Source organism: Pseudomonas sp. MWU12-2037 (assembly GCF_023242345.1).
GTDB classification, from domain to species: domain Bacteria; phylum Pseudomonadota; class Gammaproteobacteria; order Pseudomonadales; family Pseudomonadaceae; genus Aquipseudomonas; species Aquipseudomonas gingeri_D.
Map to the genome: position 1 here is coordinate 560,003 of NZ_JALLIZ010000001.1, position 14,313 is coordinate 574,315.

The 14,313-nt window shown below is 54.9% G+C and carries 6 protein-coding genes and 1 pseudogene; all 7 read left to right on the forward strand.

The features are described 5' to 3' along the window. Window positions 1-39 precede the first annotated feature (39 nt). Window positions 40-1,002 carry a glycosyltransferase family 2 protein gene (locus M5B42_RS02510; RefSeq protein ID WP_283099657.1) on the forward strand — a complete coding sequence of 321 codons (963 nt, stop codon included), beginning with the start codon at window positions 40-42 and terminating at the stop codon, window positions 1,000-1,002. Between the two features lie 221 nt (window positions 1,003-1,223). Then, entirely contained in the window at window positions 1,224-2,579 is a 1,356-nt protein-coding gene (locus M5B42_RS02515; RefSeq protein WP_248744933.1) for an ABC transporter ATP-binding protein, read from the forward strand. Window positions 2,580-2,587: 8 nt separating this feature from the next. Further along, window positions 2,588-3,448: an ABC transporter permease gene (locus M5B42_RS02520; protein WP_248744934.1), complete on the forward strand. Its 861-nt coding sequence runs from the start codon at window positions 2,588-2,590 to the stop codon at window positions 3,446-3,448. Continuing rightward, window positions 3,438-4,184: pseudogene (locus tag M5B42_RS02525) on the forward strand (ABC transporter ATP-binding protein); the annotation flags it as partial. The gene M5B42_RS02520 and the pseudogene M5B42_RS02525, both read left to right, overlap by 11 nt. Before the next feature lie 465 nt (window positions 4,185-4,649). After that, window positions 4,650-5,516 (forward strand): glycosyltransferase family 2 protein, encoded by an 867-nt coding sequence (locus M5B42_RS02530; RefSeq protein ID WP_248745017.1) that lies wholly within the window; start codon window positions 4,650-4,652, stop codon window positions 5,514-5,516. Window position 5,517: 1 nt separating this feature from the next. Next, window positions 5,518-9,021 (forward strand): glycosyltransferase, encoded by a 3,504-nt coding sequence (locus tag M5B42_RS02535; RefSeq protein ID WP_248744935.1) that lies wholly within the window; start codon window positions 5,518-5,520, stop codon window positions 9,019-9,021. A gap of 351 nt (window positions 9,022-9,372) precedes the next feature. Continuing rightward, window positions 9,373-14,232 (forward strand): NAD-glutamate dehydrogenase, encoded by a 4,860-nt coding sequence (locus M5B42_RS02540; RefSeq protein ID WP_248744936.1) that lies wholly within the window; start codon window positions 9,373-9,375, stop codon window positions 14,230-14,232. The last annotated feature ends 81 nt before the right edge of the window (window positions 14,233-14,313 follow it).

The following is a 14,313-nucleotide window of genomic DNA, read 5'->3' on the forward strand; positions in this document are numbered from 1 at the left end:
TAATCACCGTCAAGCCGAGTTCCAGCATTTGTCGTCCGGTTGAAGATTTTTCGTAAGAATCTTTTGACGGAGGGCTGGGCCTTGAAAGTCTCAATCTTGATGTGTACCTATAATGGCCAGCGGTTTCTGGCCGAACAGATCAACTCCTTTGAGCGTCAAAGCCATTTCAACTGGAGCCTGGCAATATCCGACGACGGCTCCACGGATAAAACCCTGGAAGTCGTACGCAGTTGTGCCAGTGATTGGCCGCGAGATCGCCTGAAAATATTTTCCGGGCCGAAGAAGGGCTTTGCGGCCAACTTTCTCTCATTGACCTGTCGTGCTGAAGTTCAGGCGGATTTTTACGCCTGGTCCGATCAGGACGATATCTGGAACGAGGACAAACTCGAAACGGCGCTGATGTGGCTGCAAAGTGTGCCTGAGCAGGTCCCGGCACTTTATTGTGGTCGCACCCAATTGATCAGTGAGTTGGGCATCGCCGCCGGCCAGTCGCCGAAGTTTTCCCAGCCGCCGAAGTTTGCCAATGCCCTGGTACAGTGTATCGGCGGTGGTAATACCATGGTATTCAATCATGCCGCCCGGGAGCTTCTACGCGAAGCGGGCCCGTATATCGCCATTGTTTCCCATGACTGGTGGGCTTATCAACTGGTGTCCGGTGCCAAGGGCGGCGTGGTCTTTTACGATCCCCATGCCAAGACCCTCTATCGTCAGCACAAGAGCAATCTGGTGGGCAGTAATGCGGGTTGGTACGCGCGTCTTTATCGACTGTGGATGGTGTTCCATGGGCGCTTTCATGAATGGAGCAGGAAAAATATCCGAGCGCTGGAAGTGATGAGCCATCGCCTGGATAAGCAGAGTGTTGAAATCCTTTCAAACTTCAAAGCGGCTCGCGATCAGCCACTGTTCCCTCGGCTCGCCGGTATTCGTCGTTGCGGCGTCTATCGACAGACACTCGGCGGCAATCTGGGACTGTTGTTTGCCGCCTTGATCCGAAAAATCTGAACGTCTTTTGTGATGGGTTGTTTATTTCGCTCGGCCGAGAGGTCGTCGTTTTTTGATTTTCAGAGGCATTGACCGCATGGATGAATTCACCAGCAGGTCGAAGGAGATGTCGAGGGGTGCATGGTATCACCGAGGCCTGTCTCTGATGTTGTTGCTGGCCAGTGAATGGGGGGCAGGGTTCGTGTGGGACTTTTTTCAGAGCGGCCGTAGGAGGATTGCCCATGTCCTCTGATATTGCTATCTCCGCTGAGGGGCTCAGCAAGTATTATCCGATCTATAACAAGTCCAGTGATCGGCTGTTGCAGGCGTTATCGCTGGGGCGCAGGTGTCGTTATCGGGAGCTTTGGGCGTTGAAGGGCGTCTCGTTCGAACTGAAAAGGGGCGAAGCCATTGGCATCATCGGTCAGAAGGGCTCTGGCAAGTCAACATTATTACAGTTGATTTCTGGAGCATTGAGCCCCACTTCCGGAGCTCTTCGCGTTCAGGGACGAGTTGCGGCACTGTTGGAGTTGGGGGCCGGTTTGAATGTCGAGTTTACCGGACGTGAAAATGTCTATATGGCGGCTATGCTCTATGGATTGAGTATCGAAGAGATTAATCTGCGTTTTTCCGCGATTGCTGCATTTGCAGATATCGGTGGGTTCATGGAGCAACCGCTCGCGACTTACTCGAGCGAGATGTACGTGCGTCTGGCGTTTGCGGTGATTGCTCATGTAGAGGCCGATATCCTGGTCATCGACGAAGCCCTTTCCATGGGGGACGCCAGCTTTCTGCACAAGTGCATGCGTTTTATCCGTGCGTTCAAGGAAGAGCATTCGCTGATTTTTGTCAGCCACGATACGAGCACGATTGTCAGCCTGTGTGATCAGGTAATCTGGCTGGAACACGGGGAAGCAAGGCAGTTGGGCCCTTCCAGGGCGGTCTGCGAGTCATATCTGGACGATGTGTTTCGTTCGATGAATGACGAACGGACGGATCCGCTGATGGTTCATGTCGATGGGCATAAAAGTCTGGCCCAGTGTCATTGCCATGATGGCTTGGAGTGGCGTGATCACCGCGCCGAACTGATCCATTCGAATGACTTGGAAGTTTTTCGGTTCGACCCGCAGGCGCCCGACGTGGATGCATTTGGCGGAGAAGATGCTCGGATTGTCGATGTCCGCCTAAACGACTCTTCGGGGGGCGGATTGACCTGGGTGCTGGGTGGCGAACGTGTCTCGCTCAAAGTCGAGGCGCAAACTTTTGTGTTCTTGGAGAGTCCTCTTATCAGTTTTTCTGTCAAGGATCGATTAGGGCAGACACTGTTCGGTGATAACACCTATATCAGTCAGATCGGCCAGGATCGTACCGTTGTGGCGGGTTCGACGTTGTCGGCGGAGTTTCAATTCTTCATGCCTTGGCTGGCCAAGGGTGACTATGTTATCCAGGTTGCGATCGCTGACGGCGAGCAACATGACCATAGGCAACTTCATTGGTGCCACGAAGCCCTGTTGATTCGGTCGCATCATGACCCCGTGGCGACAGGGGGCATCGGTATTCCGCATATCAATATAACTCTCAATGTGACTAATCAGTAAGGAGTCCTATGTCTCCGCCCAAGAACGTTACGGCCATTAATCCCCACGCCAAACGCGTGGTGGATTTTCGAGAATTGATAGGCAGTGTGTGGAGAAATAAACAGCTGATTTGGCAGATGACGAAAAGAGAGGTGGTGGGGCGCTATAAGGGCTCAGTGATGGGGCTGGCGTGGTCGTTTTTTAATCCTGTTGTTATGTTGGTGGTGTACACCTACGTATTCTCCGAAATCTTCAAAAGCCGATGGGCGGGTGCCGGCGCAGAAGACAGTAAGACTCAATTTGCCGTTATTTTATTTGTCGGGATGATTGTGCAAGGGTTGTTCGCTGAGGTTTTCAATAAGTCACCAGGGCTCATTGTTTCGAACGTGAACTATGTCAAGAAGGTGGTTTTTCCTTTGGAGGTGCTTCCCGTGATTATCATGGGGGCTGCACTCTTTCATGGCCTTGTCAGCTTTGTTGTGCTGCTGGTGGCGTTTTTTATTTTTAACGGTTTTGTTCATTGGACCGCTATTTTTATGCCAGTGGTGATTTTACCTTTGATTATTTTAATACTCGGCTTTTCCTGGTTTTTAGCCTCGCTGGGTGTTTTTGCACGGGACATAGGACAGTTTACCGTCATTGTCACAACAATCCTGACATTTTTATCGCCCGTCTTTTATCCGGTTTCAGCAGTTCCGGAAGCTTTCAGACCGTTCATGATGGCAACCCCCTTGACCTTTATCATAGAACAATCCAGAGAGGTACTGATATGGGGGCATCTGCCAGACTGGAAGGGGTTGGTTCTATATATGCTAGTTGCTACCTTCTTTGCTTGGGCAGGTTTCGCGTGGTTTCAGAAAACGAGAAAAGGTTTCGCCGATGTTCTCTGATCAGATGGCAATACGCGTGTTGAATATCAGCAAGCGCTATGAGATTTATAGTGCCCCCTTCGATCGACTGAAGCAGTTTGTCTTGCCGCGCCTCTCTTACCGACATCAGGAAGGAGGGCGTCGCCAATATTTTAATGAGTTTTGGGCGCTACGAGATGTTTCTTTCGACATAAAACCTGGCGAAACCATCGGCGTGATTGGTCGTAATGGCAGTGGAAAATCCACGCTGCTTCAAATAATTTGCGGGACACTTACCCCCACGGGCGGTGAGATTGAGACCCGTGGTAGGGTCGCCGCGCTGCTTGAGCTTGGATCCGGATTCAATCCTGAGTTCACCGGGCGCGATAACGTCTATATGAATGCTGCCATCCTGGGTCTGACGAAAGAGGAAATAGATAAAAAAATTCCAGATATCGAGTCATTTGCGGATATCGGCCGTTTTTTGGATCAGCCCGTAAAAACCTATTCCAGCGGCATGGTGGCAAGGCTGGCTTTTTCGGTGGCGGTGCAGGTGGACCCCGATATTCTTGTTGTGGATGAGGCGCTCAGTGTCGGTGATATGGCTTTCCAGGAGAAGTCTTTTACACGGATGAAAAAGATCCGTGATGCAGGGACCGCTATTTTGTTCGTATCGCATTCCACCTCCGCGGTGCGAAATTTTTGTGACAGGGCCATTTGGCTGGATAAAGGGCACGTTCGGGCGATAGGTGAACGCCAAGGTATCTGCGATATGTATCAAGCGGAGATGGAACAGGAGATTCGTAAGGAGAATACACGTTTAATACCGGCCACACATAAAAAAAAGACCGCCTCGAGCACCGGGTCAAACGCCAAGACGATCGCCATTTTGTCTGTCGCAGCGGATAGGCAAAACTACAAAATGGGTGATGAAATACGTGTCGAAATAAGATTGCAGTTCCTGGGTGCGCCACCGGTATATGGCGTCGGATTAATCATATATGATGCTGACGAGAAGGTCGTCAGTATTCTGAGCACCTTGAGGGATGATCTGTTTTTTTCTGACGTCAGGCCGAATATTTCCCTGGTTATCAAAAATAACAATTTCGTTCCAGGTTCTTACAGCGCGACTCTCTCCGTCTCGGACGAACACGGGATGTTCTCATACGACAAACGTGAGTCATGCTTTCAATTTACGATTGAGATGGAAAGAAGTGCACGGGGGCTCGCAAAGGCCGAGGGTATGCTGAGGTCCGATCATGAATGGGTTGAGCATGCCCGTTGGGAACTGAATAGCAGCGAGCGTTTATGGATCCGGCCTGGGCTGCCTCCGAAATCCACTCACAAAGTTCCCCTGCTGGTCCTTCTGAGGGTGAGAAATGAGGCGCTCATTCTCCCAGACACACTCGATCATCTTTCGACATTCGCGGATTACATCTGCGTGTATGAAGATGCCAGTACGGATAGAACACGTGAGCTATTAAGAGCTTGTGAGAAAGTTGTCCTTGTTTTGGAAAATGATCAGTGGCAGGTCGGTGTGGAGAATCGGCTGTTGTCTGAAACAAGGCATCGCGGATTGTTGTTGGAAATGGCACGATGCCATTTTGCGTTTCAGTGGTGTATGTGCTGCGACGCGGATGAGCGATATATCGGCCCCATACGGGAGTATGTAACGGCAGCGCTGGATCTTAAGCCCGAGGCGGTCAGGATTCAGCTGTTTGACGCTTATATGAGTCCAGGAGACGACGCACCCTACACACCAGGCACACCACTGTTGGGGTTTAGACGTTTTTTTGGCGTGGAACGGCGGGATATTCTGATGCTATGGCAAAATCGTGACAATGTGAAATTTGTGGGATTGGATGCCAGAGAGCCCGTGGTTAATGGCCGCATCGATGTCAATTTTTTCTGTCAACATTACGGTAAAAGTCTGTCGTATGAACATTGGGATGCGACGTGCGACTACTACAGCGCTCATTTTCCTTGGGTACCCTACGGGGCGAAATGGTCAAAACGCAAAGGGCAGGCACTCCATGAGCGATCTGACTTTGGCCGCGAACTGCAAAAATGGAGTGGCGCGTTATTCGAAAACTCGATAAAGATTAATTGATATGAGCCAGATAGAGTTTAACGGAAAAAAAGCCCTGGTTGCCTGTTCAAGGCTCGTGGATTTCGCGGGCGCCGAGATCGCTACCTTGGAAATCGCTTCGACGTTATCGACGCTTGGATTTGAGGTGGTGATCGCGGCGATGGAGGTAGGCGGATTGATAGAGTCTGAATTGAGTGCGGAGGGGATCCCTTTCGTTGATCTATCCAAGGTAAGTTTGGCTGATGCACAGTTCGATTTTGTATGGGTGAGCCATTTTGTGGCTGCTTATCATTTGTTGGTGCACGATCGGGTTTCAGCGAACCATGCTCTTTATTCTTCGTTGTCGCATTTTGAACCGCTCGAAGCTCCGCCGTTACCGGCGCTGTTTTTTTCACAGTATCTTGTTCATTCGCAGGAGAATTTTGAGTTTTTTTCTGAGCGATATCCTCACCTCGCTGGTAGGCTCAGTATTTTTCCCAACGCGGCGCCTGCGGGGTATTTTGAACAGGCTAAACACCCAGTTCAGCGCGGTCTTGAATCGATAGGGATTATTTCAAATCACGCGCCCGAGGAAGTCCTTGAGCTGGTTGAGTTGTTTAAGGCTAGAGCCATTAAAGTCGAGTTGATTGGCCTTCAAGGCACGCCTAAGAGGGTGACCCCTCAAGTGATCAGCGGGTACAGCGCCGTTATCAGTATTGGAAAGACCGTTCAGTATTGCTTGGCGGCGGGTGTTCCTGTTTATTGTTATGATCACTTTGGTGGTCCTGGGTGGATAGTGAGTAGTGTGTTTGAGGCGGCGTTTGAAAGGAATTTTTCAGGTCGATGCACACCAAGAAAAATTTCGTCTGCCCATATAGTGGAAGAGATGATCAACGGGTACGCATCGACGTTGGAACAGTCTGACGTCTTGAGGGGATTTGCGCGTGATCGATTTTCTCTGACGGATAACGTAAGGGCTATTCTTGATAAAAGCAGTTGTTTTTCTTTGCTCAGGACGCTTTCTAAAACGGAGGTTGAGATTTTGTCCAGAGAGTCAGAGGTTTTTCTGGCACAGCGAGATGTTATCAGAAACTGTCATCAATCAATAAACGATCGTGATGCCCTGCTGATGCGGCTTGATAAGTCCAACACTGAGCAAGAAGCGGCGATGGTGGTTGTGAGCAAAGCCTTGGCCGAACGGGAGGCTCAGATGGATCTATTGAATACGAAGCTTTCGATGTGTGAGGGCAAGGCGGCCAGGTTGAAGAGTGATCTTGAGAACCGTGACTCCAAGATAGAAACATTCAATATGACACGTTCGCAGTGGGAAGCCAAAGTTACCCGGGTTGATAAGAGCTCGGCTGTACAGCAAAGCGGAATCCCTCGTCTCGATCAGGAGAACGTTGAGCGAGAGTCGTATGTATCCGTTTTTAGTCGTCTGCTTTCGGAGCGAGAAACTCAAATAGCTAAGTTGAATCACGACATTATGCTAAGCCATCAGGCGCAGCAGGCGGCTTCGTATTCAAGTCAGCATACGAGAGAGGAATTGAGCCGTCGGATCGCTGATCTCGAGCATCAATTGATTCTGTCGCGCGGAGAGCTGGAGTCGATACTCAGCTCTAATAGCTGGAAAATAACATCTCCGATCAGGCACCTTGTGTTCTGGCGTGGGGTGCGATGGGCATCTGTCAGAATGCTGCTAAAAAATGCGCTCTTTGTTTTAAGGCAGGAAGGTGTGGTGCCATTTGTTCGCAGGGCAACGAGCTTTCTAGTTCGTCGGCGGCAGCGAAAGGCAGCGTCATTGAAGCTTGAAAGATTTAATCAAATAGAACACCAGGCGATGACTGGAAATCGTCCGTTAGTGTCCTTTGTCATACCTATATACGACCGGGTTGATGTGTTGCGTGTAGCGGTGAACTCCGCGCTCGCCCAGACGCAACAGGTTTTTGAAGTGATTCTGGTGACTGACGGTTCTCCTGCTCAGACCTTAGCCGTGGTTGAAGAGTTTCGCGACAATCCATTCGTTAGAATTTTCAAGTTTCCAACCAGTTCCGGCAACGCTGTCCGCGGCCGGAATAAGGGCATTCTTGAGGCACGGGGTAGATATATCGCTTTTCTGGACAGCGATGACGTTGCCGCGCCCGATCGCTTGGAGGTATGCCTCCCGATATTGGAGTCCGGGGTTGACGTGGTTTATGGGGGGTGGCGCGCTTTGTTGGATGGTACCCGAAAAATTGAGGGTCTGGTTAATGGCCAAGAAGTGTACAGTCCCGATTGTGATTTGGAAATGTTGAAAGAGATTTGCGTGCCTTGTCAAAGTACCGTGATGGTGAGACGCGATACGTTGCTGCGCAGCGGATTGCTGAAGCGTCGGATGGAGTATAGGGAAGACCATGAACTATGGTTAAGGCTTGCTTATAATGGTGCAACATTCAAATCCGTCCCTCATATTCTCACCGATTTGCGGTTGCACGCCGGCAATAATGAATTGAATTTCAAAGGTCATGACAGTCACTGGAAATCCTTGCTCGAAGAGGAATACCAGAAGACGGGTCCGATGCCAAAAAAAATCGCGTTTCTCCTGGCCGGGCTGGGTATTTCTGGGGGCGCCGCGGTCGTTTTAAAACACGTCAGTCTACTTCTCGATGCAGGGCACGACGCTTTCGTGATTGACCTTGGTGGGTATGGCGATATTGAATGGTTTGGAAAACCTGCCATTCGAGTATACCGGGTGAATGAACTGTCTGAATGTGGTATTGATAATATTGATATGCTTTTTGCTACGTTTTGGACGACCGTGGAGTGGCTCGATAAGATTCCGGCTAAAAGAAAGCTTTACTTAGTTCAGTCTGATGAGCGCTTTTTTTATGAAGAGCAATCGTTGAAGGACCGCGTCGAAGATACCTATCGCAAAAATATGGAGTATGTCGGTATCGCGAAGTGGATCGTTGATTTTTTGCGCGACGAGTTTGGTCATTCAGCCGTTTATCTTCCCAATGGTATTGATACTTCTCTGTTTTACCCGGACACGCCTTTGGTGAAAAAAAATCCAGATTGCCCGCGTGTTTTAATCGAGGGACCTATTTCTGTACCCTTCAAGGGGGTGGCGCAAGCGTACGCCGCCGTAAGTGAGCTCGATTGTGAGTTGTGGATCGTCAGCAGTGACGGCGTCCCGGAGCCTCATTGGCGTCACAATCGGTTTTTTCAAAAGGTTAAGCAGGAAGACATGCGACGGATCTACTCGTCTTGCGATATTTTATTGAAAATGAGTGAGATTGAGAGTTTTGCCTATCCGCCGCTGGAGGCCATGGCGTGTGGCTGTTCAGTGGTTGTCATGGACGTCAACGGCGGGATTGAGTATGCAATAGATGGAGAAAATGTACTGAAGGTGAATAAGGGTGACGTTTTGGGGGCGAGGTTGGCTGTCAAGAAACTGATGGATGACCGCGCACTGCGTCATAGGCTCAACCAATCCGGTTTTAACACGGTAAAAAACTGGAGCTGGGAGCCAGCCAAAAAAGTCCTGTCTGAGTTAACTGCATCTTGAGCTGATCAGAGAGGGCGCCACCCCGGTGCCCCTGGCTGAAAACGCCCCGCATCACCCCCACGCTACCTGCCAATGTCCGAATATGTCGCAGCACCGCAAGCAGCGGCGTTCGCGCACTCGTTAAGCTGCGCAACGGAGCGTCGTCCACGAAAATACAGCCTGTGCACCCGGCCGTTGCCATCGTGTGCGACTATCTTGAACGTGAATGTGACCCCTGGGTCGCGGCCAGCTTCATCAACCTGTCACTCTGTACTGCCCAGATTCACCCTGCAGAGTGATGCAGGTCCCCTTTTCCGGGGAAGAAAACGCGACGCTTCTCTCTATATAACAAGCCCAAGCGGAGTACCACAGATGGCGTTCTTCACCGCAGCCAGCAAAGCCGACTTCCAGCACCAACTGCAGGCGGCACTGGCGCAGCACATCAACGAACAGGCACTGCCACAAGTGGCGCTGTTCGCTGAGCAGTTCTTCGGCATCATTTCCCTGGACGAGCTGACCCAGCGCCGGCTCTCCGATCTCGCCGGCTGCACCCTTTCGGCCTGGCGTCTGCTGGAGCGTTTCGACCACACCCAGGCACAGGTTCGCGCCTACAACCCGGATTATGAACGCCATGGCTGGCAGTCGACCCACACCGCCGTCGAGGTCCTGCACCCCGACCTGCCGTTCCTGGTCGACTCGGTCCGCACCGAACTGAACCGCCGCGGTTACAGCATCCACACCCTGCAAACCACCGTGCTGAGCGTGCGTCGCGGCAGCAAGGGCGAGTTGCTTGAGGTCCTGCCCAAGGGCACCCAGGGCGAGGGGATCGACAAAGAATCCCTGATGTACCTGGAAATCGATCGCTGCGCCAACGCCGCCGAGCTGAGCGTGCTGTCCAAGGAGCTGGAACAGGTCCTGACGGAAGTGCGTATCGCCGTCGCCGACTTCGAGCCGATGAAGACCAAGGTCCAGGAGCTGCTGGCCGGTATCGACGCCAGCCAGTTCGCCATCGACCCGGAAGAAAAAACCGAGATCAAGACCTTCCTGCAGTGGCTGGTGGACAACCACTTCACCTTCCTCGGCTACGAAGAGTTCGTGGTCCGTGACGAGCAGGACGGCGGTCATATCGAATATGACGCCCACTCCTTCCTCGGTCTGACCAAATTGCTCCGCGCCGGCCTGACCCCCGACGACACCCGCATCGAAGACTACGCCGTCAACTACCTGCGCGAACCGACGCCGCTGTCGTTCGCCAAGGCCGCGCACCCGAGCCGTGTGCACCGCAACGCCTACCCGGACTATGTCTCGATCCGTGAGATCGACGCCGACGGCAAGGTCATCAAGGAATGCCGCTTCATGGGCCTCTACACCTCTTCGGTGTACGGCGAAAGCGTGCGGGTGATCCCTTACATCAGCCGCAAGGTCGCCGAAGTCGAGCGCCGTTCGGGCTTCCAGGCCAAGGCCCACCTGGGCAAGGAACTGGCCCAGGTCCTCGAAGTGCTGCCCCGCGACGATCTGTTCCAGACCCCGGTGGATGAGCTGTTCAACACCGTGATGTCGATCGTGCAGATCCAGGAACGCAACAAGATCCGCGTGTTCCTGCGCAAAGACCCGTACGGTCGTTTCTGCTACTGCCTGGCCTATGTGCCGCGTGACGTCTACTCCACCGAAGTGCGGCAGAAGATCCAGCAAGTGCTGATGGATCGCCTGAAAGCCACCGACTGCGAGTTCTGGACCTTCTTCTCCGAGTCCGTGCTGGCCCGTGTACAACTGATCCTGCGGGTCGATCCGAAGAACCGTCTCGATATCGACCCGCTGCAACTGGAAAACGAAGTGATCCAGGCCTGCCGCAGCTGGCAGGACGACTACAAGAGCCTGGTGGTCGAAGGTTTCGGCGAGGCCCAGGGCACCAATGTGCTGGCGGACTTCCCGAAAGGCTTCCCGGCCGGCTACCGCGAGCGCTTCGCCGCGCACTCGGCCGTGGTCGACATGCAGCACCTGCTGAGCCTGAGCGACAGCAATCCGCTGGTGATGAGCTTCTACCAGCCGCTGGGCCAGGTGTCCGGCCAGCGCGAGCTGCACTGCAAGCTGTATCACGCCGATACGCCGCTGGCCCTGTCCGATGTCCTGCCGATCCTGGAAAACCTCGGCCTGCGCGTGCTCGGCGAGTTCCCGTACCGCCTGCGTCACAACAACGGTCGCGAGTTCTGGATCCATGACTTCGCCTTCACCGCCGCCGAAGGCCTGGACCTGGATATCCAGCAGCTCAACGACACCCTGCAGGACGCCTTCGTCCACATCGTCCGTGGCGATGCCGAGAACGACGCGTTCAACCGCCTGGTGCTGACCGCCGGCCTGCCATGGCGCGACGTGGCGCTGCTGCGGGCCTATGCCCGTTACCTGAAGCAGATCCGCCTGGGCTTCGACCTGGGTTACATCGCCAGCACCCTGAACAACCACACCGACATCGCCCGCGAGTTGACCCGGTTGTTCAAGACCCGTTTCTACCTGGCCCGCAAGCTCAGCGTCGAAGACCTCGACGACAAGCAACTGCGCCTGGAACAAGCGATCCTGACCGCCCTGGACGACGTCCAGGTGCTGAACGAAGACCGCATCCTGCGTCGCTACCTTGACCTGATCAAGGCGACCCTGCGGACCAACTTCTACCAGACCGACGCCAACGGCCAGAACAAGTCGTACTTCAGCTTCAAGTTCAACCCGCACGCGATTCCCGAGTTGCCCAAGCCGGTACCGAAGTTCGAAATCTTCGTCTACTCGCCACGGGTCGAGGGTGTGCATCTGCGTTTCGGCAACGTCGCCCGCGGCGGCCTGCGCTGGTCGGACCGCGAAGAAGACTACCGCACCGAAGTCCTGGGCCTGGTAAAAGCCCAGCAAGTGAAGAACTCGGTGATCGTGCCGGTGGGTGCGAAGGGCGGCTTCCTGCCGCGTCGCCTGCCACTGGGCGGCGGTCGTGACGAGATCGCGGCCGAGGGCATCGCCTGCTACCGCATCTTCATCTCGGGCCTGTTGGACATCACCGACAACCTGAAGGACGGTGCCCTGGTGCCACCGGCCAACGTCGTGCGTCATGACGACGATGACCCCTACCTGGTGGTGGCGGCGGACAAAGGCACCGCGACCTTCTCCGACATCGCCAACGGCATTGCCATCGACTACGGCTTCTGGCTCGGCGACGCCTTCGCCTCCGGCGGCTCGGCCGGTTACGACCACAAGAAGATGGGCATCACCGCCAAGGGCGCGTGGGTCGGCGTACAGCGCCACTTCCGTGAGCGCGGCATCAATGTCCAGGAAGACAGCATCACCGTGGTGGGCGTCGGCGACATGGCCGGCGACGTGTTCGGCAACGGCCTGTTGATGTCCGACAAGCTCAAGCTGGTCGCGGCCTTCAACCACCTGCATATCTTCATCGACCCGAACCCGGAGCCGGCCAGCAGCTTCGCCGAGCGCCAGCGCCTGTTCGACCTGCCGCGTTCGGCCTGGTCGGACTACGACGCCAGCCTGATGTCCGAAGGCGGCGGGATCTTCTCGCGCAGCGCGAAGAGCATCGCGATTTCCCCGCAGATGAAAGAGCGCTTCGACATCCACGCCGACAAGCTGACCCCGACCGAACTGCTCAATGCCTTGCTCAAGGCGCCGGTGGACCTGTTGTGGAACGGCGGTATCGGCACCTACGTCAAGGCCAGCACCGAAAGCCACGCCGATGTCGGCGACAAGGCCAACGATGCACTGCGCGTGAACGGCAACGAACTGCGCTGCAAAGTCGTGGGTGAGGGCGGTAACCTCGGTATGACCCAGCTCGGTCGCGTCGAGTTCGGCCTCAATGGCGGCGGTTCCAACACCGACTTCATCGACAACGCCGGTGGCGTGGACTGCTCCGACCACGAAGTGAATATCAAGATCCTGCTCAACGAAGTCGTGCAGGCCGGCGATATGACCGAGAAGCAGCGTAATCAGCTGTTGGGCAGCATGACCGACGAAGTCGGCGGCCTGGTCCTGGGCAACAACTACAAGCAGACCCAGGCCCTGTCCCTGGCGGCCCGTCGCGCAGTCGAGCGGATCGCCGAGTACAAGCGCCTGATGAGCGATCTGGAAGCCCGTGGCAAGCTGGACCGTGCCATCGAGTTCCTGCCGTCGGAAGAGCAACTGGTCGAGCGCGTCGCGGCAGGCCAGGGTCTGACCCGTGCCGAGCTGTCGGTGCTGATCTCCTACAGCAAGATCGACCTCAAGGCGGCGTTGCTCGAGTCCAAGGTTCCGGACGACGAGTACCTGACCCGCGACATGGAAACCGCGTTCCCACCGATGCTGGTGAGCAAGTTCGCCGACGCCATGCGCCGTCACCGCCTCAAGCGCGAGATCGTCAGCACCCAGATCGCCAACGACCTGGTCAACCACATGGGTATCACCTTCGTGCAGCGCCTGAAGGAGTCCACCGGCATGAGCCCGGCGAACGTGGCCGGTGCTTATGTGATCGTGCGTGACATCTTCCACCTCCCGCACTGGTTCCGTCAGATCGAGGCCCTGGATTACAAGGTGTCGGCCGAGACCCAGCTGGAACTGATGGATGAACTGATGCGCCTGGGCCGTCGTGCCACGCGCTGGTTCCTGCGCAGCCGTCGCAACGAGCAGGATGCTGCCCGTGACGTCGCGCACTTCGGTCCGCACCTGGCGGCCCTGGGCCTGAAACTCGACGAACTGCTGGAAGGCCCGACCCGGGAAGTCTGGCAGGCGCGTTACCAGGCTTATGTCCAGGCCGGTGTGCCGGAGTTGCTGGCGCGTATGGTGGCGGGTACCACGCACCTGTACACCCTGTTGCCGATCATCGAGGCCGCCGACGTGACCGGTCACGACGCCGCCGAAGTGGCCAAGGCCTACTTCGCGGTGGGCAGTGCGCTGGACCTGACCTGGTACTCCCAGCAGATCAGCGACCTGCGCGTGAGCAACAACTGGCAGGCCCAGGCCCGTGAAACCTTCCGCGACGATGTGGACTGGCAGCAACGTGCGATCACCATCTCGGTGCTGAAACTGGCCGACGCGCCGCAAGACATGGAAGCCCGCGTGGCCCTGTGGCTTGAGCGCAACGCGAGCATGGCCGAGCGCTGGCGTTCGATGCTGGTGGAAATCCGTGCCGCCAGCGGCACGGACTACGCCATGTACGCGGTGGCCAACCGTGAGCTGATGGACCTGGCGTTGAGCGGTCAACCGGTGCTTTGATAGCCTGAAGCAAGTGGTAACCAAAAGCCCCGGCTCGTGAGAGTCGGGGCTTTTTTTGTTAGAACGATATAAGAATGTTCT